This is a genomic window from Mesorhizobium sp. M0306 (assembly GCF_040321655.1).
In the GTDB taxonomy this organism is placed as follows: domain Bacteria; phylum Pseudomonadota; class Alphaproteobacteria; order Rhizobiales; family Rhizobiaceae; genus Mesorhizobium.
Window position 1 is genome coordinate 1 of the sequence record NZ_JAMYRY010000048.1, and the last position, 26,663, is coordinate 26,663.

The window sequence follows — 26,663 nt, forward strand, 5'->3', positions numbered from 1 at the left end:
AGGGCATTAGCAGCTGGAAAGCCCCCTCCCCGACTTCGTCCGAATTCAGGAGAATGAAGCCAATCCGCGCTTGCACTGCAGCAGGAGTGGTCCGTGGCTCAAAAACGATGGTGGAAGCGTGCGTATCCATGACATCCCTATGCATACACGGGCGACTATGAACAGTATGGGCGACCCCGGAAGTTTCGACCCTCGGCGATGGACACCCTGCTAGCCGCCTCGCCGGACGAACCATGATGCTACAGTTAATCCGCGACGATTTGCGGCGATTTAGGGGCTCACACGCAGAAAGGAAGCGTTATCTCCGGGGTGCGGCCACTTGCGCGCAATGCTATCAGTGGGGTGCTCGAGGCGTTGGTACGGCAGGATTTGTTTAGCACTTGGCAGATGCCGACACGCGCCTACAGCGTACGTCCCGGATAGAGCGAGATGTAATTGCTTCAGAAAGTCCCGGTCGCAGACCTGCCAACAACGCGCCGACGGCTTCGCACAAAGCGATGCGGTGTCTTCCCCGGTATCTTCGACCATCCCAATTGAGACGATGGCCAGGCCGTTCCGTACCATCAAGAAACCAGAGCTGAAACCATTGGTCTTCGGAATAGTCTGCCGTGTCTAGAGATGGAGGGAGGTGCCACAAGCCCGAAACACGGCGAACTTTCGGCAGCTGCTCGGCCAAGCACGCGAGCTGGGCGAACGTCTTGGCCTGAAAACATGTGGCAAGAAAATCGCAGGGCGGGCTATCCTTCGCCGACCCCGTCGAATACTCCTCTAACACATTTTGGCGCACCGCCCGATCGAGTGGGACGATCTCGCTTGCCCGGGCCGACGGGGGGGCACGCCGGGGATTCTGCCCAAGCGCTGTTGCCCGAGATGATAACTTTGCGGCCGGCGTAGATGAGCTTGTTTGCAACGCAATAGAAAGCCTGGGTCGGCTGCCGTCGAGACGAACCCGACGGCAGCCGGATTGCCTTGGGAGGCGACGTTGGACGGAGGCTGCGGGCGCGCTGCCAGCATAGATCGACGCTCGAAGCTTGGGCCTATCAGCTGCCCCCTGCCTCCGCAGCGGCGCAAGATTATTGCTTAGCTCGATCTCCATTTGGGTCGAAAAACGCGCGGAGCGACGCGTCAGCTTCGTAGAGTTTGCCGGCGATCTCGATTTCCCATCGACTGTTTTCAATTAAATCCTTCGTGACACCGGCGGGATGGTTTACATATCCCATTCCGATTGATGTTCCAATTGTGAAGCTCTTCACACCGGAAGAAATATAGCCGACGATCTTCCCGTCGCAACGGATAAGTTCTTCATGAAACAGAATTGGTTTTGGGTCGCGAACCTTGAACGACACTAGCCTCTTCCTTAGCGTGCCTGAATTCTTTTGAGAGGTTAACGCATCCTTCCCAATAAATCCACCTTCCTTGTTCCAATCAATTGTAAATCCTAAACCAGCCTCCAGCAACGTGTCGACGGGTGTAAGATCCAGCTGGTATTCTCGGTAGGCGCGCTCGGATCGTAGATGTTCAAGCGCGTGGTATCCTGCAGCCTTTAGGCCATAGGTTTGGCCGGCCTCCCAAACAACATCAAAGACGTGCTGAGCCATCTCGGTCGGAATGTGCAGCTCCCAACCAAGCTCCCCAACATAAGTCAGCCTGTTGGCTATTACGCGAGCATACCCGACATCGATTTCCTGACTTGTAGCGAATGGGAACGCTGAATTTGCCAAATCTGTATCGGTAACTTGGCACAGAATCTCCCGGGATTTAGGTCCTTGCAATGATAGGACTGCATAAGCAGACGTGACGTCAGTGACCGTAACATTCCAGTCATCACTAACGTGTTTTGTAATCCAAGCCTTATCCCGAGGATGAACGGTCGCGGAGGAGATAATCAGAAACTCTGTCTGTGACAACCGATTTACTGTAATGTCTGTCTCGATTCCACCGTTTTTATTGAGCATATGTGTGTAGAGAAGCTTTCCAACAGGCACATCCACATTGCCCGCGCAAAGCCACTGAAGGAAACGGCACGCATCACCACCTTGCACTAGATGCTTGCCGAATGAGCTCTGGTCTAACAGGATGGCCTCGTTACGAGCGGCCTTACACTCTTGACTCGTATACTTGAACCAGTTCGGCTCATCGTAGGAGTAGAGGTTTTTCGTCGATTCCCCCTCCCCCGCGAACCACAACGGACGCTCCCAACCCATACCTTCACCAAAGCTGGCTCCAAGCTTAGCCCATCGATCATGAAGCGCACTTTTCCTGACGCCGCGGGAGGTCTCCGGCTGGTAAGCCGGCCAGTGCATCTTATAGTGAAGACCCACCACTTCGGCTGTACGATCGTGCAAATATCTTTTATTGATCTGGAAGGGGTGAAACCGGGCGACATCGATGAAGCTGGTATCCATCTGGGGCTCGCCAGCAATGATCCATTCCGCCAGAGCTCGCCCTGCTCCAGCACCGTACTCAATACCTTCCGAGTTGTACCCAGCTGAAACGTAGAGATTTTTTAGTCCGGGCACTTCACCTATCATAAACAGAAGATCTGGAGTGAAACTTTCAGGACCGTTGAAAAACTTGGCAATGCCTGCGTTCGCGAGCTCAGGAACAATCTCTATTGCCTTGGTCATCGGCAATTCAAAATGGTCCCAATCTTCGCGGAGCTCGATGAAGGCTGTTCCTTTCGGAAGCTTTTCCATCGGAAGCGGCTTCCCCCGCGGCTCGAACGCGCCCACAAGCAGCTTTCTTGTGTCTTCTTTCAAATACACGTGGCCGTCCGTGTCGCGCAGCACAGGCAAGGTCGGCGTCACAAAATCCATAGGCTCGGTCACTACATAGAAGTGCTCTGCGGCGTACAAGGGGACCCGCGCACCTAGCTTGGATGCAAGATCTCGGGTCCAAAGCCCACACGCGAGTACGAGAACTTCAGCTTCAACGACACCTTCATTAGTTCGGACTTGATAGCAGCCTTCTGAAGTCTGCCAAATGTCCTTAACGTCAGAATTTTCGAAGATCTTCACGCCGTTTTGTTTGGCGCCAATTGCTAAAGCCATGCATGTGTCGACAGGATTGGTTTGGCCGTCTCCAGGGATAAAGACTGCACCTTCGATGATAGACGGATTGAGGGCCGGATATAGCCTCTTAGCCTCGCTCGGCGAAATCATGTGGGCCTCAAGCCCAAAACTCTTTGCAATTGATGCATTGCGTGCAGTTTCGTGGAGGCGCTCTTTGGTTCTAGCGACCCCAAGCGTGCCATTGTGCTTGAACCCCGTCGCTTGTCCGGTTTCGGACTCCAGTGCGGAGTAGAGTTCGGCGTTGTACTTTGCAACCTCCGTGAGGGCGTGAGTACCGCGCGTTTGCATGATCAAACCAGCAGCATGCCACGTGGTGCCAGATGTGAGCGTGTTTCGCTCCAAAAGTGCGACATCTTTTTTACCGTTTTTTGCAAGGTGATATGCGACACTAACGCCCGCGATTCCTCCCCCTACGATGAGAATCTCGTGACTGCGATTAGGTAGTTCACGAGGGCGAAGGGGCGAGTTGGTAATCATATGCGTCCTTGTTCGATTTTGGCAGTGGCGGCGCGAAGGTATTCCGATCGTTCGGGCAGATTGATCCCTGTCCGACGCTGCCGCACCGGCAACAACATTCATTTGTGCCACGTTAAATGAGGAGGCTCGTCGAGATGGTGCTCGTTGTGAGACGGCGACGCAGTTATTCTGCATATTTGTCGGCTTCTTCGCCGCTGTTATGCTGCCTCCGGCAATTAGCGAACGCATCCAAGGTACGCGCGACGGTGTTGTCAGCCGCTTCGTTCTGCTTCTGCACTCCTTCGCAGCATCTTCAGTGTTGTTCTCAGGCACCGACGGAGACCTAAAGCCGACGCCGACGTTTTGAAGACCTGCCCGACATATCGGGCTATCTTCGTGAGTTCCTGAGCTCGCGGAGATACCGGCGTGACGCCGCCTACCGTTCGCACTTCAATATGCCCGAAATAAGCGGGAGGCACATCCGCGTCCGCTGTGTGCTGCGCAAACAAACGCCGAGACATCCCTGCAACCGGACAGCGCCGCCCCAAGGGCTGAAAGAGCTGGCACTAACGTCACGTCCCGTGGCGCGTGAGACCAACTTGTCATTGCATGGCATAGAAGATGGAGAAATCCGCAGGAAAATGCCCGCTGTTCGCAGGACAACTCCATGATGGCCAGGAATTGCGCCGCCAACCGAACCGCTGGCGCGGTTAGTTTGATGTAAATCCAAATTTGACGGAGATACACATGAAAGGTTCCGCAGCCGCCGCATTAAAGGAGCTCAAACGGCAGGACCTTCTGCAAAAATGCGCCTATGTAGGGGGCGCTTGGGTCTCCAGAGCTGAAACACTCTCGGTGCTGGATCCCGCTACTGACGAGGAACTCGCACAAGTGGCAGCTTGTGATACGTCTGACGTGGGCAACGCAGTCAAATTCGCGAGAACCGCATTTCTGCGATGGCGCGATGTACTTCCTGCGGAACGGGGCACACACCTGCGGAAATGGGCCGCCGGGATGCGTGAGAATGCGGAAGACCTTGCCGCAATCATGACCGCCGAGCAAGGCAAACCCTTGGCCGAAGCGCAAGGTGAAATTTCATATGCCGCTAGCTTTCTTGACTGGTTTGCAGCGGAAGGCGAGCGGGCATACGGCGAGACCATTCCGAGCCATCTTGCCGGAAGTCAGTTGGCCGTGCGGATGCAGCCGATTGGAGTGACCGTCGCAATCACGCCATGGAATTTCCCGTCGGCAATGATCACCAGAAAAGCAGGGGCGGCGCTGGCTGCAGGCTGCACCATGATCGTCAAGCCCGCCCCGGAAACGCCCTTGTCAGCTCTGGCGCTGGCCCGTCTTGCCGAGGAGGCAGGAGTGCCAGCCGGCGTGTTTCAAGTGATCACGGGAGAGGCTCCCCCGCTTTCAAAACAGCTGTTGGATCATAGCGATGTGCGGGCATTCTCTTTCACGGGCTCGACCGAGGTTGGTCGTATGCTGCTCGAGCAATCGGCAAAAACCCTCAAGAAGGCTTCACTTGAACTTGGCGGCAATGCTCCTTTTATCATTTTCGATGACGCGCCGTTGGAGACTGCCGTGGCTGGATGCATGGCAGCCAAATTCGCCACATCCGGTCAGGACTGCCTGGCAGCCAATCGGATCTATGTCCAGCGGGGAAGCTATCAGCGCTTTGTGGAAGAATTCGCGAAGGCCACCGGTAAACTGAAAGTCGGGCACGGATTCGAGCCTGGTGTCGACATTGGCCCAATGACCAAACCATCTGTCGCCGAAAAGTGCAGGCGACAGGTTTCAGAAGCTCTTTGTGCCGGAGCCCGCATCGTTGTTGGCGGACAGGACAGTTCGCTGGGGGGCAATTTCGTCACCCCGACTGTTCTCGCCGACGTCACGGACGACATGCTGATAGCCAAAGAAGAAACTTTCGGTCCGGTGGCGGCAATCTTGGTTTTCGACGACGAGGCGGAAATGCTCGCCCGTGCCAACAACTCGGAAATGGGTCTCGCGGCGTATGTCTATACGCGGGACCTAAACCGCGCCCTGCGGCTGACCGATCAACTGGAGTACGGCATGGTGGCCGTCAACACCCCGAAATTTACCGGCGCTCCCATACCCTTCGGCGGATGGAAGCAATCCGGACTCGGCCGCGAGGGCTCAAGACATGGTCTCGCCGAATATCTCGAACCCAAATACGTGTGCATCGGCAACATCGCAGCCTGAAAGGAAAGCCCTATGACTATCAACATCAAGGATATCAGCGAAAAGGATAGAAACGCCGTCCTGCATCCTTTCACGCAGCTCAAGGATTTTGCCACTGGCAAGCTTGGCGAGCCAACTATCGTCGAGACCGGGAAGGGAATCCGCATTCAGGACGCGCACGGCAACAAATTTATCGATGGTTTTGCCGGCCTCTATTGCGTCAATGTCGGCTATGGCCGCACCGAAGTGGCAGAAGCGATCTCGCGTCAGGCCTATCGCCTAGCTTATTATCACTCCTATGCGGCGCACACGACGGACGAGCTCGCGATCCTCTCCGATCGCCTCGTGAAGATGGCGCCGGGCAAGATGAGCAAGGTCTTCTACGGCATGTCCGGCTCGGATGCCAACGAGACCCAGGCCAAACTTGTTTGGTACTACAACAATCTGCGTGGCAAGCCGAACAAGAAGAAGATCATCTCGCGCGAACGCGGCTATCACGGGTGCAGCGTCGTGTCCGGCTCGATGACGGGCATGAGCTTCTATCACGACCACATGGACCTTCCGCTACCGCAGATCGTTCACACCGGTGTTCCACATCATTACTGGGGCGCGAACCCAGGCGAGTCCGAACGCGAATTTTCAGCGCGGCGCGCCGAGGAACTTGATCAGCTGATCGAACGCCTGGGCCCGGACAATGTTGGCGCCTTCATCGGCGAGCCGGTGCTCGGCACCGGGGGCATAACGCCTCCGCCGGAAGGCTACTGGGAAGCAATCCAGGCCGTGCTCGAAAAGCACGATGTGCTGCTTATTGCAGATGAAGTTATAACCGGCTTCGGCCGCACGGGATCGATGTTCGGCTCGCAGCACTATGGCATCGAGCCAGACCTCATCACGATTGCAAAGGGTCTGACCTCGGCCTATTTCCCACTTTCCGCGGCAATTGTCGGTGAGAAAGTCTACAAGGTTCTCGAAGACGGGGCGGACAAGGTCGGCGCATTCTCCCACGGCTACACCTATTCAGGTCATCCGATCGGGGCTGCCGCGGCCAACGCGGTTCTGGACATCGTCGAGAAAGAAGACCTTCCGGGGAACGCTCGCGACGTTGGGGCATTCTTCCAAGCGCAGCTGAAGGAGAAATTCGCGCAGCTGCCGATCGTCGGCGAAGTGCGCGGCGTTGGCCTTATGGGCGCAATCGAGTTTGTGGCCGATCGAGACAACAGGAAGCGTTTTGATCCGACACTCAAGGTTGGCGCGCGAATTTCCAAGGCAGCGCGTGAACGCGGTCTTATCGCTCGGGCTATGCCCCACGGCGACATTCTAGGTTTGGCCCCGCCGCTCGTTACCACCAAGGCTGAGGCGGAAGAGATTGTTGCAATCGCCGAAAGCGCAGTGCGCTTCGTCATGGATGAGCTTACGCGAGACGGGCTTAACATCTAGACGGACGGCAGCCGAATTTGCAGTCGCGAGATGCCCTGAAGGTCTGCCCAATCATTCAACAGGCGCAGCTTGGGGCCCTGTACGGAGCGCTTCACCCGTGACAACCTGATTGGGCAGATCAAGTGACGCTTATCGAAGAACCATCGGCCCCGACCGCAACGGGGCAGCGCCGAAAGCGCCCAGGCATGAGAGAAGAGCCTAGCTCGGAACCCGAGGCGATCGCCTCGGGCCCGGTAAGCTTCGCTAGAATGCTGTCGAATACGGGAAAGGAACCAGCCGGGATGCTAGATTTACAGTCCACATGCCGAAATTTTTGCTTTTACCTCCTGCCGGCCTTTTCGCTCCAGGCCTTCTCGTCGGCAGTAGAAGCGCTGAGGCTCGCCAATGAGGTGTTGGGGCGGGACGTGTATAGCTGGCAGGTCATTTCGGATGACGGGCAACCTGCGGCCTCGAGTTGCGGGTTGTTGGTTTGCGCCGATTCTTCGTTATTATTCGAACGTGAAAGAACTCGTCGATCGATCTCAGCACCGGCTGTTGTGGTTGTCGGCGACCGCAATGCTCCTAGTCCGCACAAACAGCTTGATGCCTGGCTACGAGAGTGTCGGAACCGCCGCGGCAGCCTCGTAGGGATAGGTAGCGGTACGATCGTGCTTGCTCGGGCGGGACTTGCAGAAGGGCGGCGTTGCGCGGTTCACTGGGAGCAATTTCCTATGTTCTCTGAGCGGTTCCCAAGTGTGCTAGCCGCTCAAACCGCGTTCGAGCAGGACGGGCACTTACACACTTGCGCCGGGGGCGACGCCCCCTTCGACATGTTTCTCGGCATGGTTGATCAGCATTATGGGACGACAGCCGTCAACCGTATTTGCGAAAAAGCTATCGCGTGCAGGACCCGTGCAGCGGGCGACCGCCAACGTCTACCTCTTCACTCTCGAGTGCAACTCAATCACCAAGGGGTCATCAAGGTAATCGATCAGATGGAATCAAACCTCACGGAGCCATTGCTACTGGACGAAATTGCGGGGTCAGCCGGCCTATCGCGGCGTCAAATCGAGCGGATGTTTAGGCGGGAACTGGGATGTTCTCCGAGCCGCTATTACTTGGATCTTCGTCTGGAACGCGCGCACCTGCTTCTCATCAGCTCGCGTCTGCCGGTTGTTGAAATTGCGATGGCTTGCGGCTTTGTCTCTGCGTCGCACTTCTCGAAAGCGTACCGCGAGGCCTACGGATGCGCGCCGCATCAATCACGATTACCAGTCTACCAACGAAAAAAAATGCGGTTGAACCGTCCGCATGAAAATAGAGCCACGCAAGTCGATCATGGGGACAGTAGCGAAAGGTGCCCAATTGCCACTAGCCGCGAGCCGTGTGAGGTCTGCTACGGCGCACTTTTGATGAATGCCTAAGAGCGAAGGGCATTCGAAGAGGTTCGGCGAGCTCTTGTGGATTTCAACCGCAAATTGGCTCAGCCCGCCTGTTTGCCAACACTGGCGCTAGATAAACACTCCGACGATAGGGAAGATGATCTCGATATGATCCCATTGCCTTTCCACCCGCACGAATACCGGAACAGGCTTTCCGCCATTCGCGCGGAAATGGCGCGCCGCAACCTCGATCTGCTGATCGTCAACGACGTCGCCAACCAGCACTACATCACCGGCTATGACGGCTGGTCGTTCTACACGCCGCAAATGGTGCTGGTGCCGCTCGCCGACGAGGAGCCGGTCTGGATCGGCCGCGCCATGGATGCCGCGGGAGGGCTGCTGACGGTGTGGATGAAGCCCGAGAACGTCATCGGCTTCCCGGAAGATCATGTCCAGCGCGCCGACCGCCATCCAATGGACTGGATTGCCGATTGGATCACGAGGAAGGGCTGGGGGCGCGGCAATATCGGTATCGAGCTCGAGGCCTACTACTATTCCCCCAAGGCGCATGCGCGGCTGACCAGGGGCCTGCCCAATGCGATCTTCCACGACGCCGACCTTCTGGTGAACTGGATCCGCAGCGTCAAATCGGACGCCGAGATCGACTACCTCCGCAAGGCCTCGCGCCTTGCCGAGGCGGCGGTCACCGCGGCCTATGAGGTTATTGCCCCAGGCGTGCGCGAGTGCGACGCCATCGCGAAAATTCAGGCCGCCCAAATAGCCGGCTCGCCGGATTTCGCTGGCGACATCACCGCCCTGCCGCCGACCATACTGGGTGGCGACAATGCCTCGGCGCCGCATATTATGTGGAGCGACCGCCGCTTTGGCGACAACGAAACTATCGCGCTCGAACTCGCCGGTGTCGTCCGCCGCTACGCCGCCGGTCTGGCGAGGACGCTTCAGCTGGGCGTCATGCCCGCCAAGGTTAGCGACACCGGCAAGGCCGTGCTCGAAGGCATGGAGGCTGTGCTTGAGACGATTGGGCCTGGCGTCGTGGCGGAAGACGTCGAGGCGAGCTGGCGGAAGGTTATCCAGCGCTACGGCCTGAAGAAGGAGTCCCGCATCGGCTATTCGATCGGCGCCGCCTATCCGCCGGACTGGGGCGAACACACGATCAGCCTGCGCCAGGGCGACAAGACAATCCTGAAGCCGGGCAACGTCCTTCATTCCATCCTCGGCATGTGGATGGACGGCTGGGGGATCGAAGTGAGCGAAACGATCCTCGTCACCGCCGACGGCTGCGAAACGCTGACCAGCTTCCCGCGAGAGATCCATGTCAAACGATGAAACCGGCAATGGATTGATGGATGCCGCGCTAGAACGCCGGATGATCGAGATCCGCCGTCACCTCCACCGCAATCCCGAGCTCTCGAACGAAGAGCGCGAGACGCAGGTCTATCTGAGAGAGGTGCTGGAAGAAGCCGGATTGAGCGGCATCAGACCCGCGGCCGGCTTCGGTCTCGCCGTCGATGTCGTCGGCACGGCCGGTCCCTCGAACCGCAAGGTCGTCATCCGCGCCAATATCGACGCGCTGCCGATCATGGAAACGTCGGGCGTGCCGTTCAGCTCCGAGCGCAAGGGCGTCATGCATGCCTGCGGCCATGACGCTCACGCCGCAATGGGCTACGCCGCCAGCGTTCTCCTAGAGCGCCAGAAGCAATCGTTCAGCGGCACCGTTCGCATTATCTTCCAGCCTGCCGAGGAGGCGGAGCCGCTCGGCGGCCGCCGGGTCGTCGAAGAAGGGTTGCTGGACGACGTCGACGCGGCAATCGGCATCCATGTCGATCCTTATACCGCGACCGGAATGATCGCGGTTGGCGCGGGGCCGTATACGCTTGCGTGCGATATTTTCGACATCACCGTCACCGGCAATTCCGCGCACGCCGCAAAACCGTCCGAAGGCGTCGACGCCATCGCCATCGCCTGCTCGATAGTGACGGAGCTGCAGAAAATTGTGTCGCGCGAGATCGATCCGTATGACCCGCTGGTCGTCTCCATCACTGGCATCGAAGGCGGCGGCGCCTACAATGTGATCGCCGCCGAGGCCAGGCTGAAGGGCACGATCCGCAGCGGGCATGAAGCGACCCGCCAGCATGCTTGGAAGAGGCTGCGTCAGATTGTAGAAGGCGTGGCTTCAAGCCACAACGCTAGTGCCGAGGTGGACCTGAGGCGTGGCGAACCACCGGTCATCAACGACCCGGACATGGTAGAGATCATCCGCCGAATCGGTACCGGCCTTTTGGGGCAGGACAACATGCTGAGCGCGCCGGGCTGGACGGCCGCCGACGATTTCGCCTTCTACAGCGAGAAGTGTCCTTCGGTCTATTTCCGGCTGGACATCCGCAATGAGGACCTTGGCGCGGTCTATCCACTTCACCATCCGCGATTTCGGGTCGATGAACAGGCGCTCTCGATAGGAGCTGTCGTCCTCTGTGACTCCGCGCGAAATTTCTTGATGCCGCGGAACTAGCGGTTGGGCTACCCAGCGCTTACTCCACGCAGTATCAGGGGACCCGGTCGCTTCACGGCCTTCGAAGCAATGAAGATCGTACGCGGACTTGCCCTCGCGGTGTCGGCGCCTTTGAGATCATGGAGTATGCGCCGTTGATTGACGCCAGCCGAAGCACGGCAGTTTGCGGGGGCGCTGATGTGCGAGTTCATGGCGGGCAGAGCCGCTTTTGAGCGGGAACAGAAAGCGAAATAGCCCAAACTCGACTGGCCGGTCCGAGGCGGCAGCCATCGCCTGGACGCGAGCTAGAGCGCTTCCCTGCTGCCGCGGGGCTATTGAACTCTAGACCAAGATCACGTGTACAGCTTGACAGGAGGATAAGATGAGTGGTGCATCGGGAGTTCGCCAAGGTTTGCAGTGCCGGTCGGCCTTTGTGGCGAATGAGTATGGGGTATTGCGTGAGGTTGCAGTGTGCAATCCCACCTACTTCGAATGGGCTGCTGAGAACGCAATCGTCGCCCAAGCGAAGCTAAACGGATTATACGTTGATCCCAGTGCCGCGGCCGCTCAGCATCGCGAACTTGTCGATGCTCTCCAGCAGGCAGGTGCCGTTTGTCGATTTATCGAAGCCGACCCTTATCTTCCTATGCAAACGTTCGCCCGTGACAGTGCCGTCATGACGCCATGGGGGCTTCTGATCAACCAGATGGCCCGCCCCGAACGCAGAGGGGAATGGGTGGCAGTTGATAGGATGGCGTCCGAATACGGCTTTCCAATCTGGAAGCGCATCACGGCTGCCGCGCTCGAAGGCGGGGACATACAGGTTCTACGCGATGGGGAGGCGCTGATCGGCGTCAACGAGGTTCGCACCTTTGCCGCCGCTGCAGAGCAGCTTGAAACCTGGTTCAAGGAGAGCGGCTGGAATGTCCGGAAAGTCAGCGTACCTGCGCACTTCCTGCATCTTGATGTGCTCTTCAGCGTGCTCAACGACAAAGTGGCGCTTTGTGCGACCGATATTCTGGAGCCGGCGGATGTCGACTGGCTGGCTGAGCGTTTCGAGCTCATTCCTGTTAGCTATCGCGATGTCATGAAGATGGGTTGCAATGTCACCGCTCTTGGCAATGACCGCGTGCTGTCCACCCGGCAGCATGTTGAGATGAACACTCGGCTCAGAGCGCTGGGCTTCAAGATTTACGATCCGGATATCGAGCAGTTCGTCCTCGAGGGTGGCTCCACCCATTGCTTGACAATGCCCTTGAGAAGAGATTGCCCCACGCAACAAGCTTCAGCGAAGAAAACCTAAACGACGGTTGCAGCGAGGCCCAGGATTTGCAAGGCTGTCGTTCTCAAACAGATCCACATAAACCCCTTTTGACCCCGCAGTGGAGTGCGCCCCTGAGGGTGGACAGATCGGCTTGAGGAATTGACCAGGCTTGTCGGGTTTTCGAAAAGGGAACCCATGGCAAGATATCGCACTCACAGCATCGAGTTTAAGCGGCAGGTCGCGCAGGAATATCTGTCAGGCGAGACGCTTCACGGTTTGGCGAAACGGCACGACGTCACCCGAAACCTGATCCGTGTCTGGGTGCGCAAATATGAGGAAGGCGTTCACGCTGAACATCGCTTCTGCCATGCCGACCAAAAGGTGGCCCAGTCAGGTGCAGGGCGTACCTAGTCAAGTGGATCAGTTCGCGAGTAATTGAGCTGGTCGAGAATCCAAGCCAGCCGAAATGCATGGTCCTCAGCTCTGGCGACCCCATGCGAGGGGCCGGAGTGGCCGCCGATTCTCATGACGCGAAATACCAGCTTGGGATCGCGATCGGCGGCGCAAGAGCGGCGTTGCGCTACGTAGCGAGCAGGCTGGAAGAAGAGTACTTGGCTGTCGTCCAACGCGGTGTCGACATATGTTGGTGGAAGCGGGCGATCCGGATGGAGATTGTAGTATGGATCGTACGTGCGAATATACCGATATTCGCGGGCAACACGGGGATCACCGTACTCTGCTGCTTCCACTGCCGCGTACGGCATCGGATAATCGATTACGGTATCGAGTATGTCGGCGACTGGGACCTCGGCGACGACGGCGCGGAAAAGGTCGGGACGGAGGGCGGCGGTGGCAAGTACGGTGCCGCCGCCGGCGCTCCGTCCTAAAATTACGATTTCTTCACGGGTAGCAAGCCCTTGTTCGATCAGGCCTTCAGCAGCTGCGATCAGATCAGTGTGGGTGATACGCTTCCGATCCTTGACAGCCGCTTGCCACCACGGGCGGCCGAACTCGCCGCCCCCGCGCACGTGCACGATACCGAAAGCGACCCCGCGGTCGAGCAGGCTCAAGCGCGCGTTCATGAACGAAGGTGTCATGAAGAACGAGGGCCATCTCGGCGCTGCGTGACAGCCGTATACACCCAACAGTACTGGTCCGGCGCCCTTCCGCCCGCGGCGCACGACGAGAGAGATCGGGATCTGTACTCCGTCTTCCGTCTCGACGAGGACGACCGTGGCGGTGTAATTAGCTGGGTCATAACCTGGGATGTGAGTCTTGTACAGAACTACCGATTGGTCGTGGTCGAGATCGTGTTCGAACACCGTACTTGGTGTGACAAACGAGCTGAGGCAATACGTCAGTCTTGATCCACGATAAGCATGCCGTGCGACCGAATAATCACCGCCTGCCGATAGCCCGACCGTAAGGCTGCAACTCGGCTCGTCGGGTACGATCGTGGCCCCGACCCGTCCCCTTCGGTCGTAGCAGACCAAGCGAGGCCGAAGGCCTTCTCGAGCTATCACAACGAGGTGGTCTTCGAGTACGTGGACCTCCTCCAGCAACGTCCCCTCGTTATGCGGCACGAACTCCTCCCACCGCGACGGTGCCGGGTCGTCTATGGGTGCACGCACGAGCCGCCAGTAGGGTCCAGCGTCATTGACGCGGAATAGGAACGCGTCCTTCCAGTGCTCGGCAAAGACCTCGTGTCCGAATTCGCGCGTCACGATCCGCCGCCACTCCGCGCCCGGCTCATCGGCAGCAAGGCACCACACCTCGATGCCTCCTCCTCCGGCCACCGGACTTAGGTCGAGAAATAGCCACGCTCCGCTATCGGAACGGCGAATCTGCACCTCCAATCGGTCAGCGGTCTCCTCAAACACGACCTCGGAATCCGCCCTCTCAACATCCAAGCGGACAACGCGATCATGTCGGCGCTGGTCAGCCAGTTCCCGGGTAAAAAAAAGTGTGTGATTGTCGGCGGCCCAGACAACCTTTCCCGCGCGGCCCGAGTCGCGCCAGATGTCGCGGCCATCAGCCATGTCCCGAACTGTCAGTTCATAGCCCTCGTTGCCGATGAGATCGACGCTGAATGCCACGTAACGTCCGTCGTCGCTCGGCTCGAAAACCCCGAGGGCGTAATAGGCCCCGGCCCCAGGAATCTCATTAGGGTCCAGAACCAGCTCGGCTGGGCCCCCGGTTGTTGGCCGCCGCCACCAAGCGGAATGAGTGCCCCCCCGTTGCGGGAGTTGGAAATATTCAAAGGGGCCGACCTGGAACGCTGGCGCCGCTCCCTCAGATGGTTGGCGCCCTTGGATCTCAGCAACAAGCTGCGCCTTAAGTTCTGTCAGATGTTCTGTTGCTTGCTCCGCGTAGCAGTTCTCGGCTTCCAGATACGCGCGGACATCGGGATTGTCCCGGTCGCGAAGCCAGCGATACCGATCCGTCGTGATGTCGTCATGAAGCACCCTGATCCGTGGCTCGGCACGGGGAAGCGGTGGCTCTAGGCGCTTGTCTCCCATCAGACGGCCCTCACGTGGAACCAAGAGCAAGGATTGCCGCAGCAGTCCGCGAACAACATAGTTTGTGGTTTGTGCATTGATTTTCCTCCCAGATAGTGTGCAAACCGGTCATCGTCCATGGCGCATGAGATGCCAGCATCTTTGTCCTTCCGATATTCGGCAGGATCGCGTTTGGGGCGCGGACTGCTTGCTGTCAGCCTTCACTTCGCCAGCACGCTGACCTGTGCTGTGCTCCAACCTCTATGGCGGGCGGCTCCTCCTCCTTGCAGCGGTCGAAGGCAAGCGGGCAGCGAGGATGGAAACGACACCCCTTTGGCACGCGCGCGGCGCTTGGAACCTCGCCCTGCAGGGCCGGCAGCTCGGCGCGATCTGCGTTACCCCCGCTCTGCGGCGTGGCATTTCGCAGGGCGACGGTATACGGATGGCGGGGGTTGAACGTGATCTCGTCGGCGCTACCGGTCTCGACCAATTTTCCAAGATACAAGACCGCAATCCTGTCGGCGATCAGCCAGGCAAGCGGCAGGTCGTGGGTGATGAACAGCAGCGCCATGTTGTGTTTGTTGCGCAAGTCAACCAGGACCTGAAGAATCTGTGCGCGTATAGAGACATCGAGCATTGAGACAGGTTCGTCTGCAACGATGAGTTCCGGCTTCACCGCAAGCGCTCCGGCAATAACAACCCGCTGGCGCTGCCCGCCAGACAGTTCGTGCGGGAAGCGGGCGAAGAAATCGCCGGGAGGATTTAGCCCGGCTGACGCCAGAGCTTCGGCTACCCGCTCGGCGAGTTGGGTGGCGTTCTCGACCAATCGCAGTGAACGCAGCGGTTCGGCCACAATATCGAACACGGTGTGTCGCGGGTTGAGCGCCTGATAAGCGTCCTGGAAGATCATCTGCACGCGATGCCGGTAAGGACGCAGGGCCGAGGCCCCTCGCTCCGCGGTCATGTCGCGGCCTTCGAACAACAGCTTGCCGGCTGTCGGTTGGGCAAGCTTGGTGATCACGCGGCCCACCGTCGTCTTGCCGCTTCCCGATTCCCCGACCAGGGCGACGATCTCGCCGCGCCCGACGCTGAGGTCGATCCCATCCACCGCGCGCACGGCGCCGGCAGGTCGGCCCAGGACACGGTCGAACAGCCCGCCCTGGATAGGAAAATGGACCTGCAGGCTCTCAAGACGCAGGATGTCAGGCATGGGCTGCGACCTTGTCTTCTTGCGACGACCGGTGAAGGTGACAGGCGACGCGTCCCCGCCCGAACGTGTCGAGGCTCGGGACTTCGGTGGCGCAAACCGCCATCACCGACGGGCAACGCGGGTGGAAGGCGCAGCCTGACGGTCGATTCACCAGGTTGGGGGGATCACCGGGTATTGGCCGAATGATCCGCTTGCCGCTCGCTGGGTTCGGGATCGAGTCTATCAGCAGTCTGGTGTAGGGATGTTTGGGCTGGGCGAAGATCTCGGCGACAGTGCCATCCTCGACGATCCGGCCCGCGTACATTATCATCACGCGATCACAACACTTAGCCACGACAGACAGGTCGTGGGTGATCAAAATGAGGGCAAGGCTGAGCCTCGATCGCAACTCACCCAGCAGCTTCAGGATCTGAGCCTGGGTAATCACGTCGAGCGCCGTTGTGGGCTCATCGCCGATGACGATCGAGGGGCGACACGCGAGCGCCATGGCGATCATCACTCTTTGACGCATGCCACCGGACAATTCATGGGGAAAGGCGGCGCCACGATCCGCCGGAATGCCGACGAGTTCGAGCAGCTCCTTTGCCCGCGCGGTCGCCTCGCCACGCGATATGCCGAGCTTCAGCATACACGGCTCGGCGATCTGCTTGATGATGCGGTGAACGGGATTAAGCGCATTCATCGCGCCCTGGAAGACGACGGACGTCTCGCTCCAGCGATGCGCCCGCATCGCCGCATCATCGTCGATCGGCAGTCGGTTACCGCGATAGCGCACCTCGCCGCTGCTGACCCGTGCGTTCGGTGACAGTAGACCCGCGATCGCCATTGCAGTCGTGGTCTTCCCGCTGCCCGATTCTCCGACGAGGCCAACGGCCTCTCCGGCCCGGAGCGTGAAGCTTACGTCGTCGATTGCTCGCAATGAAACGCCCTTGAGCCCATAGTTGACAGAGAGCCCGGCGATTTCCAGAAGCGGTGCCTTTTCTTGGGAGGAGCTTGTCATGGGATCACCCGCCGCCGTGGATTGAACGTGTCGTCGAGGGCATTGCCAATCAAGACGAAGCTAAGCGAAACCAAAAGCGCGCACAGCCCGGGGGCGCCGAGGTACCACCAAGCTCCGGTACTGGCAGCACCGGCACGCTGAGCGAGAGAGAGCAAAGTGCCCCATGAAGGCTGCAACGGATCGCCAAGCCCGAGGAACGAAAGCGACGTCTCGACATAAATTGCACCGGCGACGACCAGAGCCCCGTTGGCGGCGATTTGCGGCACGAGATTGGGGAGGATGTGCCGCACCATGATGCTGAGATTGCTGCTGCCCGCTACGCGCGCGCGGTCAACGAATGTTCGCTCCTTGAGCGACAGTGTCTGGCTGCGGACAATACGTGCGACGAACGCCCAGCTTGTCATGCCGATAACGACAAGGATCACGAAAAGAGAAGGACGAAAGCCGAGGATGTCTCCGCCGCGCCCCATTACCTCGAGAACCACGGGTGTGATGACCAGCGCGAGCACGAAGGACGGCATGACGAAAAAGAAGTCCGTCAAGCGCATCAGCCAGACGTCAACCCTGCCACCATAGTAGCCAGCTGTCATACCGATCGTAGTCCCGACGACGAGGCTGATCACGGTCGCCAGCAGCGCAATCGTGAGCGATATACGAGCACCGTGGACGACCAGATTGAGCACGTCCCGCCCCACCTCATCGGTCCCCAGCAGATGCTGGCTTGAAGGGGGCGCGAGGAAATCGCCGGTTGCATTGATCGCAGTCTGGAGCGGTCCCACCAGAATATTGGGCATCGCAGCTACAACAAGAAAGAATAGCAGACATACGAGGCCCACCTGAGCGCCGCCGTAGCTGAGAAATTGACGCAGAAAGCCCTTGATCGCGCGCGCCCGGCCCCGCGGGGAATATCGAACAATACCATCGCTCATTGCCGAACTCTCGGATCTAGAATGCCGTAGGCAAGATCGGCTACGAGGTTTGCGAAAACAATCGAGGCACCAAGCAACAGGAATATGCCTTGAAGGACTGGATAGTCCCGAGCATTGAGAGCCTCCACCGTCAGACCGCCAATCCCCGGCCAGGCGAATACGGCTTCGACGGTGATGGCACCGGCGACCACGTAGCCAAGATTGAGGGTAATCAAGGTTACGACCGGTAGCATTGCATTGCGAAATGCATGACGCATCAGCATTTGACCGTTGGTGAGCCCTTTAGCCCGTGCGGTCACCATGTAATCCTCGGTGACTACGTCGCTCATCGCGGCACGAGCGACCACGACGTATTGGCCGATTAGCCCAAGCGCCACCGCGGCGACCGGAAGCGTGAGATGCCGCAGGTAGTCGAGGAACGAACCAAGGGAGCCTGTAATCGCGCCGGGCGAGTATGCACCGTAGCCCGGAAACCAACCCAATGCCGTGCTGAAGATTACCACCAAGAGCATGCCGAGCCAGAACGAGGGCGTAGAATAGAGCGCCAAAGAGGCTCCCGTGGCGATACGGTCGACGGCTCCTCCTCTACGCCAACCCGCATATAGGCCAAGCATGACACCGCATAGGATGGCGATGAATTGGGCTAGGCCGACTAGGGCAATCGTTGCTGGCAAGCGCTCCAAAATAAGGTCAGTGACATGTCTGCCCCTGAACTTGAAGCTGTAGCCCAAGTCGCCGCGGAGAGTTGCCGAAAGGTAGTCCACCATCTGGTCCGGGAACAGCGGCCGGTCCAGCCCCCAGTTCTGGCGCTGCGCCTCGATCTGCTCAGCGGTCACGCTGGTGCGCGCCCCGCCGAGCAGAAGCGATGCAGGATCGCCTGGAATGACCCTGAACAAGATGAAGTTCAGGACTCCCACCATCAGTAGCGTTACTACCGCCCTGATCAGGATACTTCCGATACGCCGGCTCGTCGAGGCGCCAAAACGACCACCAGCCATTTAGACTGGTCTCACGCGATCAAGGGGGAAATAGCTCCACGACGAAGCCGTGTCCAACCCCCAGTCTTGGAAGCAATCCTTCCGATGAGCGTCCATCGCAGACGGGTAGCACAACATGATATACGGCGCTTCGGTGTAAATTAGCCGCACCGCCTGATCGACCAGCTCTTGGCTCTTTTTGACGTCGACGGTAACGTCGGTTTGGGACAGGATCTGATCGAACTTCTCGTTGCTCCAGTATGACCTGTTGGCCTGGTCAGCACTTTTGCCCAAGACGAGCAGGTCGTGAGGTGAGGGCGATAACCAACTGCTAGCAACGACCAGATCCCAGCGGCCGCCGCCGTTCGCCGGCCCCGCCGTACGCGCGTTCAGCGCCCCGGAGTCGAGCTGGGTCACTGATACGGGGATGCCGATTTGTCCCAGCCAGCCAGCGATAAGCTGCACAGCCGCGATTGGCATTTCTATGTTGCCTGAGACTTGTCCGGTAATCAGCTCGAGCTGGAAGCTGTTTCCCTCCTTGTCCTCCCGGACGCCGTCGCCGTTGGTGTCCCGATAGCCGGCGGCGTCGAGCCGACGACCCGCCTCGGCGAGGTCGAAGTGACGTCTGATGTCACTGAGATCGGAGTAATAATCTTTCGCCACCGGCATCACCAATCCAACGCCGGGGTCGGCGTGCCCGCGCAGGGCGCGATCCACTATGGCCTGCTGGTCGATCGCGTAGCCGATCGCATCGCGAAACGCCGGATCCTGCAACGCCTTGGTGCTGCCTGCCTCCTTTCCGGAAAGGGTGTTGAAGGCCAAATAATTCCGTTGCTCGACGCTCGCTTCACCAACTACGATGTTGGGATCCTTCGAGAGATCCGCCACTTGGGCAGCCGTTAAGCCGGAGCCATAATCGAGGCTGCCGCTCTTCAAACCTTGCGAAATCGGATCGATCGTAGTGAACAATTGGATAATTAGGCCGGCCGTTTTTGGCTGCCCTGTGCGGAAATGCGGATTTGGCGTGAAGCGCACAAACTGAGCTTGCTGAAACTCCGCAGCGATCATAGGCCCAGTTCCCACCAACGGCGGGTCGTTGCGGAAGCTGCTGCGCGCATCGGCGTAGCTGATATCCCTCCAGACGTGTTCTGGAACAAGCATCGTGGTGTTGTCGATTGGCCACCGGTTCGGCTTCTTGGTCACGATTTGTAGAGTCTCATCATCGAGTGCGGTGATAGACTTGACGTTCTCAAGGCCGCTGGTGTTGTTCCAACCGACGTTCAATTCGTCGGGCTTACCAATGGAGTCACGCATGTAATTGTACGTGAATGCGGCATCCCTGGCTGTGGCCGGTTGGCCATCCGACCATCTCATGCCGGGCCAGATTTTGAACGTCCAGGTGAGGTTGTCGCCGGCAACCGACCACGACTTCGCAAAGCCCTTACGGTCGGGGTGCCGCTGGGCGTCTACGCCGACCAGGAAATCATAACTGAAAACTAGGGGCCAGAACGAACTCCAGGTGGCAAAAGGGTTCACAGAATCAGGCGCGCCGATCACACCGACGCGCACAATATGGTCGTCGCACGACGAGGCTAGCGCCCTTGAACTCATAATCCATGGCGTTGCCGATCCCGCCAGCATTGCTTTCATGATGGCACGTCGACTGATTTGTAGTTCGCTCATTTTACCTCCCGTTGTGTTTCGCCGTGCCCCAGATCAGCCAGGCCCATCGGCAATTCTCAAGCGCTTCAGTCGGTACAAATTGCCGGCCACCTGTGCTTCCAAGGCTTGAGCGCCTCGAGTCGGGCGGCGACGGCAAGGAGAATATCATCCCTGCCGATGTCGGCGACCAGTTGCACACCTATCGGTAGGCCATCAGCCCTCCAGTGGAGAGGAAGCGAGATTGCTGGCTGGCCCGTCTCGTTGAACGCACCCGCAAATGCCATTTGCCTGGTCACTGTTATCAGCGTCTCTTCCGGCGCTTCTTCGGCGTGGGATTGCAAGGTACGCGGCGGCTCGCAAACAGTGGGCGACAGCAACAGATCGAAGGTGTTCCACCAGTTCATGACCTCGACGGCCCAGGTTCTCCTACGCCCGATCGCATCGAGATATTCCAGCGCCGTGACAGCCGGCCCCTGCGGATGCCCCATGTACCAGATGAATGGCTCGACATCATCTGTACTCAATGCCCTACCCACCATCTTCTCCAGTCCGCGGAAAGCCCCCTCGCCCCCGACCTTGAGCAACAGCGCGTATGTCGTGGCGTCTTCCTGATCGAGAGGAGGAAAACTCCCCTCGATCACTTCGCAACCGAGCTCTTCAAGCAATGGAATGGTTGCATCAACGGCGCGTTGACAGTCGATGTGCGCCTCCAGCCCACCCATGCTACGCGCTACAGCCACCCGCAGACGCGGCAAATCTGCGGCCTCCGCAACCGCACGGGCATAGCGACCGGTTGACGGCGACCAATACAGCGCTCGGGGACTTCCGCCGGCTAGGAGATCCAAGAGTGCGGCGGCGTCTCGAATTGTCCTGCAGAGCACAAAATTATGGTTTGCGTGCGACGTATTCGGTTCGGGGAGGGGCACGAGTCCTCGGGTGGGTTTGAAGCCGACCACACCGCAGAAGGAGGCCGGAATTCTGATTGAGCCGCCGTCCTCGGTACCATGCGCCACCGGCACCATGCCGCTAGCAACGGCTGCTGCTGCCCCGCCTGACGAACCGCCGACCGATCGTTCGAGCGCCCACGGGTTACGGGTCGGCCCGCAGGCAACCGGTTGCGTATCTGTATACCAGCCAACCTCAGGAATCTTGCTCACACCAAGCGTAATGAACCCGGCGTCGCGCAGGCATTTGCCAACGGGAGCATCAACGGCCGCGACGAGGGGTTTATCTTTCAGAATGCGGTTACCCGCGAAGCGCGGAATGCCGACTTGAGCTCCGGCACTGCTGTCTTTGAGCAGAACTGGCACCCCCGCGAAAGGCCGATCGTTCTGTACGCTGGCCGCCTCAGCGCGGGCGGAATCGAAGCGTTGATGGACCAGGGCGCCGATTAAACCCTCATATTCTTCGATGCGCCAAATGGCCGCTTCAACTAGATCACGCGGCGAAATATCGCCTCGGCGAACTGCTTCGGCTTGCCCCACCGCGTCCAAGGATACAATTTTACTAGCGGCATTTTTGGCAGACATCCAACTACTCTCTGGCCCCCAAATCTCGGGCCGACCATGGTATGGACCCAGCTTCACATAAGCTTTCGTGCTATCGCCGCAGACGAGATGTAAGCGCAGCACGACCGAGATTAGGTCGAAGCTCGTCTACCGAAAACGAAGGCGCAAACACAGCGACAATGGGCTAAATTTTCTGCATGAACCGTCTGCGCTTCATCCAAGAACTCACCGCTCCCTCCTTGCATTTTTTATTTGCTTGCACAGACCTTACCGCAGCTTTCAGGCTGAATGTCTCGAAAATTAGGACGTTGGCAGTCGAAGTTCTGCACTGAATCGGGGCTTTGCGGAACTTTGATGCTTGACTTCGAACTGGGTTGCGCAGGGGGATTCGAATCGGCCTGACTTTGTCGAGGTCACCCAAGCGGCATCTTCAACGGTGGAGATCTGTTTGAGCTATGTGGTCGCCAGCGATCCGGTCCATTTTAGGAAGGTCCTAACGGCCACAGCACCTCCGCGCTGGCCGGGATCATGCCGCGCGGACCCGCGAATGATCGTGGCCAAATGATCTTGGCCGACATCGGCGCCAGCCGGACCGACCGAGATTTCCGCTTCAGTGAGGGAGTGTCGAACTGGGCAATAGCGTGCGGTCGACGTCATACGGCGCGCCCAAATGCTGACCACAGCACCGTAGTCGTTTTCCTATGCGCGTTGTCGTGGGGACATGACGTCGGACTCTTAGCTGACGCGATCCCGATCGCCAACTGGTCGCTCTTGTCTATTCCGCGTGCGATCGGCTCTATTCCGCGTGCGATCGGCTGGGACGAGATCAGATAACTCGCTTGCTCGCCAGCATTGATTGCGATATGGCCCGTCGGGTGCCGGGACTATGTGATGGTCCCCGCATTGGCGAGGTTGGATTGCGATAGAGTGAGATTTTCGCGCGAACTCGACGATATCAATTAGATAGCCGGACAGCTCCATGTGCGAGGCAAGAAAGGTCAACGAAACGACCTTCCCTCGCCTGCGGATGTTGGCGAAGTGACTGCCCACTACCTGCTGAAGTCCCGCCTAAGCATGTCATTAGTCGCGTCCTTTTGCGCGACAAGGCCCCTAACCCCAATATCTCACATTGTTGAAGTGCATCGGGGTTGCGAATCAGAGAAAGTTGTTTTGCGACAACAGCTTAGCTTTTATCTAGGAACACCCCGATGCAAACAGAGTGTATAACGGATCGGTTCGATTTTGCACCTGTTGAAAAGCACGCAGTTGTGGCTGGTTTTGACGGCGGAACAATCACCTCCGATGCCGGTGCGCTGTTGTTGGGGCTGACGGACCGGGCGATCGGGCTGGTTGGCCGCTTTGCCCGTTGCTTCATGGATGCCCGCAATGCCGCATTGATCGAGCATGAGGTGAGAACGCTCGTGGGCCAGCGCATCTTTCGCGCTCGCCCTTGGGCTATGAGGATCTCAACGACCACGACGAGCTGCGCCATGATCCGGTGATCGCGGTGCTGGCCGGCAAGCTCGAGGCGCGTCGTCACAAGAAATGTGCGGCCGTGGCCGGCAAGAGCACGCTCAACCGGCTGGAACTGAGCCGCCCGACACCGACGCGCTATCACAAGATCAGCCACGATCCGGCGGCGATCGAAGCGTTGTTCGTCGCTCTGTTCCTGGGTGCACACGCCGCCCCGCCCGACGAGATCCTGCTGGACCTGGATGCCACGGACGATCCCTTGCACGGCAACCAGGAGGGGCGTTTCTTCCACGGCTACTACGGCAACTACTGCTACCTGCCGCTCTACATCTTCTGCGGCGATCACTTGCTGTGCGCCAAGCTGCGGCCCGCCAACATCGAGGCGGCCGCCGGCGCGATCGAGGAGGTCGAGCCAGCTACGCCAGCGCTGGCCCAAGGTGCGGATCGTGCTGCGGGCCGATTCCGGCTTCGCCCGCGAGGAACTGATGGCCTGGTGCGAGAACAACGCCGTCGACTACCTGTTTGGCCTGGCCCGCAATGTGCGGCTGGCCCGACACATCGGGGCCGAACTGGAGCAGGCCAAAGCAGAGAGCAGCCTCACCGGCCGTCCGGCCCGCCGCTTCAAGGACTTCCTGTGGACCATCCGCAAGAACTGGAGCTGCCGGCGCTGGGTCGTGGCCAAGGCCGAGTGGACACAAGGTGCGGCCAACCCGCGCTTCGTCGTCACCTCGCTGCCGAGGCCTGGCCGGCCCGAAGCCTTTACGAGGATTTTTACTGCGCCCGCGGCGAGATGGAGAACCGCATCAAGGAATGCCAGCTCGACCTGTTTGCCGACCGCACCTCGGCCGCCACCATGCGCGCCAACCAGCTCAGGCTCTGGTTCGCTTCCATGGCCTATGTGCTGATCTGCGCATTACGCCGCATCGGCCTGGCCAACACTCGGCTCGCCAGGGCGAGTTGCGCCACCATCCGCCTCAAGCTGTTCAAGATCGGCGCCCTGGTCAGCATCTCAGTGCGCCGCATCAAGCTGGCCATGAACTCAGCCTGCCCCTTCCAGCGCGAATGGGCCCTGACCTACGCCAGGCTCGCGGCAGCCGCTTGAGCGCCCCGGTCCACCCTCCCGTCAACAGCAAGGAACATCGCCGAAAAGCAACAACCGCCCTGCGGTCAATGCCGTTTGCACCAACCTCAAGCCCCAAGCCGACCCCGCCATCAGCTCTTTACCGACAGACAGTATGAGAAATCCGGGCTAACCGGAGATAGCAGCCCATTGGTGTTCTCGTTGGTGCCCCGCTGCCACGGGCTTTGCGGATCGCAGAAGTAGCTGGACGCCCGCATCTATCTTGAGACGATCGTGGTGCGCCATTTCTGCTCGCTGACCCAAGTTGCGCATTTCGCTGATTGTGAGCAGGTATTTCACGCGATCATGAGCGGCCGCTTCGACCGTCCCTGTTCATTGATTCAGGTGTTTGCAGCTGCGTCAAGAGCGTGGACGCGGGCGTTGTGTTTTCGCATGCTTTCTCCGGTGAGTTGAAGGCGGTGAGCGTTGTGAACGAGGCGATCCAGAATCGCGTCGCCGAGGGTGGGATCGCCGATGACGTCGTGCCAGTGTTGCACGGGGATTTGGCTGGTGACGATGGTCGAAGCGCGGCCATGGCGATCATCGAGGATTTCCAGAACATCGCGGCGCTCGGCCGCATTGAGAACCGACAGGCCCCAGTCGTCGAGGATGAGGAGCTGAACGCGGCCGAGCGTCTTGAGCAAGCGGCCATAGCGCCCGTCGCCGCGCGCCAGCGCGAGCGCCTCGAAGAGACGCGGGACGCGATGATAGAGCACCGATCGATTGTCGCGGCAGGCTTTGTGGCCGAGGGCGCAGGCGAGCCAACTCTTGCCCAGGCCGGTTGCGCCCGTGACCAAGAGATTCTCGTGGCGGTCGATCCAGTCGCCGGCGACGAGCCTGGCGAAGACGGCGCGGTCGATGCCGCGCGGAGTGCGCAAATCGACATCTTCCACGCATGCGCTCTGGCGCAGCGCAGCGAATTTGAGCCGCGTCGTGAGCCGTTTGGTGTCGCGCTCGGCGGCTTCGCGATCGACAAGAAGCCCGATGCGCTCCTCGAACGACAGGGCATCGAGATCCGGTGTTCGTCGCTGCTCCTCGAAGACCTTGGCCATTCCGGTCAAGCCGAGTGCGATGAGCCGTTCATGGGTGGGATGGGTGAGCATTGGGAACTCCATGGTTCAGTGGAAATAGCCCTGACCGCGGATGTTGCCGTGGCGCAGGGGTTGGTGGTCGGGTGTCTCGTCGAGGAAAGCGCGATCAAGGCCGTTCTTGAGGATCGAACGGATCGAGGCGACGGAGCGTGCCTTGATGAGGATGCCGCGCTGGCAGGCTGCATCGACGCGCGCGTTGCCGTAGCTCTTGGTCAGCGCCAAAATGCCGAGGCAGGTGCGAAAACCCTGTTCGGGATGCGGCCGATCAGCGATGACAGCCTGGAAGAAGGCAGCGGTGGAAGGGCCAATCTTCTCGCCGGCCGCGATCAGTCCCCCCGGCGTCCACTTGCCGTAGCGGCGATGCGCGCTCGGCATGTGATCGGCAACGGTCGTATGGCCGCGCCGGTTGGGCGCACGGGCGTGGCTGGCGATCCGCTGCCCCTTGTGGAAGACCTCGACGGTGTTGTCGGCGATGCGCACATCGACGAGTTCCCGGATCAGGCGGTAGGGCGTGGAATACCAGTGCCCGTCGACCTCGACATGATAATCGGGGGCGACGCGGCAACGCTTCCAGCGGGCGAACACATATGGCTGATCCGGCAGTGCGCCCAGCTTCGGCCTGTCGATCTCGGCGAAGAGTTCGGCGTGGCTGGAGCCGAAGCCACGCATCTGGCGGGCGTTGAGTTCGGCGACGAGCAGGCGGATGGCGGCGTTCAGCTCCGCCAGACAAAAGAAGCGATGATTGCGCAGCCGCGCCAGGACCCAGCGCTGGGCAATTTGCACGGCAACCTCGACTTTTGCCTTGGATAAAGCCGTCAACTGCAGCCCGTGTGGGGACGACCGGCCTCACGGTCCGCATTACTCACCCATTCCACCCGCTTAAAGGCCAGAG

At 59.3% G+C, this 26,663-nt stretch carries 16 protein-coding genes and 3 pseudogenes; 8 read left to right on the forward strand and 11 right to left on the reverse strand.

What is annotated here, in order from left to right; all coding sequences use genetic code 11:
* Positions 1–1,073: 1,073 nt before the first annotated feature.
* A complete protein-coding gene (locus NKI95_RS32240) occupies positions 1,074–3,650 on the reverse strand; it encodes a GcvT family protein (protein WP_352721881.1) in 2,577 nt (858 codons plus the stop codon).
* Positions 3,651–4,274: 624 nt separating this feature from the next.
* Between NKI95_RS32240 and NKI95_RS32245 the strand changes: the two genes are divergently transcribed.
* The 7 genes from NKI95_RS32245 to NKI95_RS32275 all read left to right on the forward strand — a co-directional run bounded on the left by NKI95_RS32245 (position 4,275) and on the right by NKI95_RS32275 (position 12,714).
* On the forward strand, positions 4,275–5,753 hold the full coding sequence (locus NKI95_RS32245) for an NAD-dependent succinate-semialdehyde dehydrogenase (protein ID WP_352721883.1): 1,479 nt from the start codon (positions 4,275–4,277) through the stop codon (positions 5,751–5,753).
* Positions 5,754–5,765: 12 nt separating this feature from the next.
* A complete protein-coding gene (locus NKI95_RS32250; protein WP_352721885.1) occupies positions 5,766–7,169 on the forward strand; it encodes an aspartate aminotransferase family protein in 1,404 nt (467 codons plus the stop codon).
* A 281-nt stretch (positions 7,170–7,450) separates the two neighbouring features.
* Entirely contained in the window at positions 7,451–8,572 is a 1,122-nt protein-coding gene (locus NKI95_RS32255) for a GlxA family transcriptional regulator (RefSeq protein WP_352721887.1), read from the forward strand.
* Between the two features lie 126 nt (positions 8,573–8,698).
* The gene (locus tag NKI95_RS32260; protein WP_352721889.1) at positions 8,699–9,877 is read left to right on the forward strand and encodes a M24 family metallopeptidase; all 1,179 of its coding nucleotides are present in this window, start codon (positions 8,699–8,701) and stop codon (positions 9,875–9,877) included.
* Positions 9,864–11,060, forward strand: a complete 1,197-nt coding sequence (locus NKI95_RS32265) for a M20 metallopeptidase family protein (RefSeq protein WP_352721891.1) — start codon at positions 9,864–9,866, stop codon at positions 11,058–11,060. Before NKI95_RS32260 ends, NKI95_RS32265 begins: the two co-directional genes overlap by 14 nt.
* A 361-nt stretch (positions 11,061–11,421) precedes the next feature.
* Positions 11,422–12,342, forward strand: coding sequence for a dimethylarginine dimethylaminohydrolase family protein (locus tag NKI95_RS32270; RefSeq protein WP_352721893.1), 921 nt, complete (start codon positions 11,422–11,424; stop codon positions 12,340–12,342).
* A 156-nt stretch (positions 12,343–12,498) separates the two neighbouring features.
* Entirely contained in the window at positions 12,499–12,714 is a 216-nt protein-coding gene (locus tag NKI95_RS32275; protein WP_502909285.1) for a transposase, read from the forward strand.
* Here the strand turns inward: NKI95_RS32275 and NKI95_RS32280 are convergent.
* From NKI95_RS32280 to NKI95_RS32310, 7 genes are all read right to left on the reverse strand, one after another.
* Positions 12,711–14,822, reverse strand: a complete 2,112-nt coding sequence (locus NKI95_RS32280) for a prolyl oligopeptidase family serine peptidase (protein WP_352721895.1) — start codon at positions 14,820–14,822, stop codon at positions 12,711–12,713. The genes NKI95_RS32275 and NKI95_RS32280 overlap by 4 nt on opposite strands.
* 193 nt (positions 14,823–15,015) lie before the next feature.
* The gene (locus NKI95_RS32285; protein ID WP_352721897.1) at positions 15,016–16,011 is read right to left on the reverse strand and encodes an ABC transporter ATP-binding protein; all 996 of its coding nucleotides are present in this window, start codon (positions 16,009–16,011) and stop codon (positions 15,016–15,018) included.
* Positions 16,004–17,011, reverse strand: coding sequence for an ABC transporter ATP-binding protein (locus NKI95_RS32290; protein ID WP_352721899.1), 1,008 nt, complete (start codon positions 17,009–17,011; stop codon positions 16,004–16,006). Before NKI95_RS32290 ends, NKI95_RS32285 begins: the two co-directional genes overlap by 8 nt.
* The gene (locus tag NKI95_RS32295; RefSeq protein WP_352721901.1) at positions 17,008–17,940 is read right to left on the reverse strand and encodes an ABC transporter permease; all 933 of its coding nucleotides are present in this window, start codon (positions 17,938–17,940) and stop codon (positions 17,008–17,010) included. Before NKI95_RS32295 ends, NKI95_RS32290 begins: the two co-directional genes overlap by 4 nt.
* The gene (locus NKI95_RS32300) at positions 17,937–18,938 is read right to left on the reverse strand and encodes an ABC transporter permease (protein ID WP_352721903.1); all 1,002 of its coding nucleotides are present in this window, start codon (positions 18,936–18,938) and stop codon (positions 17,937–17,939) included. Before NKI95_RS32300 ends, NKI95_RS32295 begins: the two co-directional genes overlap by 4 nt.
* Positions 18,939–20,600, reverse strand: a complete 1,662-nt coding sequence (locus tag NKI95_RS32305) for an ABC transporter substrate-binding protein (RefSeq protein ID WP_352721905.1) — start codon at positions 20,598–20,600, stop codon at positions 18,939–18,941. It abuts the gene before it with no gap.
* A 65-nt stretch (positions 20,601–20,665) separates the two neighbouring features.
* Positions 20,666–22,108 carry an amidase gene (locus NKI95_RS32310; protein ID WP_352721906.1) on the reverse strand — a complete coding sequence of 481 codons (1,443 nt, stop codon included), beginning with the start codon at positions 22,106–22,108 and terminating at the stop codon, positions 20,666–20,668.
* A gap of 1,187 nt (positions 22,109–23,295) precedes the next feature.
* Between NKI95_RS32310 and NKI95_RS32315 the strand changes: the two are divergent.
* Positions 23,296–24,662 (forward strand): annotated as a pseudogene (locus NKI95_RS32315) (IS1380 family transposase).
* A 143-nt stretch (positions 24,663–24,805) separates the two neighbouring features.
* Here NKI95_RS32315 and NKI95_RS32320 read toward each other — a convergent pair.
* The 3 genes and pseudogenes from NKI95_RS32320 to NKI95_RS32330 form a co-directional block, all read right to left on the reverse strand.
* A pseudogene (locus tag NKI95_RS32320) lies at positions 24,806–24,929 on the reverse strand (IS30 family transposase); the annotation flags it as partial.
* Positions 24,930–25,021: 92 nt separating this feature from the next.
* The gene (gene istB / locus NKI95_RS32325) at positions 25,022–25,783 is read right to left on the reverse strand and encodes an IS21-like element helper ATPase IstB (protein WP_352721907.1); all 762 of its coding nucleotides are present in this window, start codon (positions 25,781–25,783) and stop codon (positions 25,022–25,024) included.
* Positions 25,784–25,798: 15 nt separating this feature from the next.
* Positions 25,799–26,575, reverse strand: a pseudogene (locus NKI95_RS32330) (Mu transposase domain-containing protein); the annotation flags it as partial.
* Between the last annotated feature and the right edge of the window lie 88 nt (positions 26,576–26,663).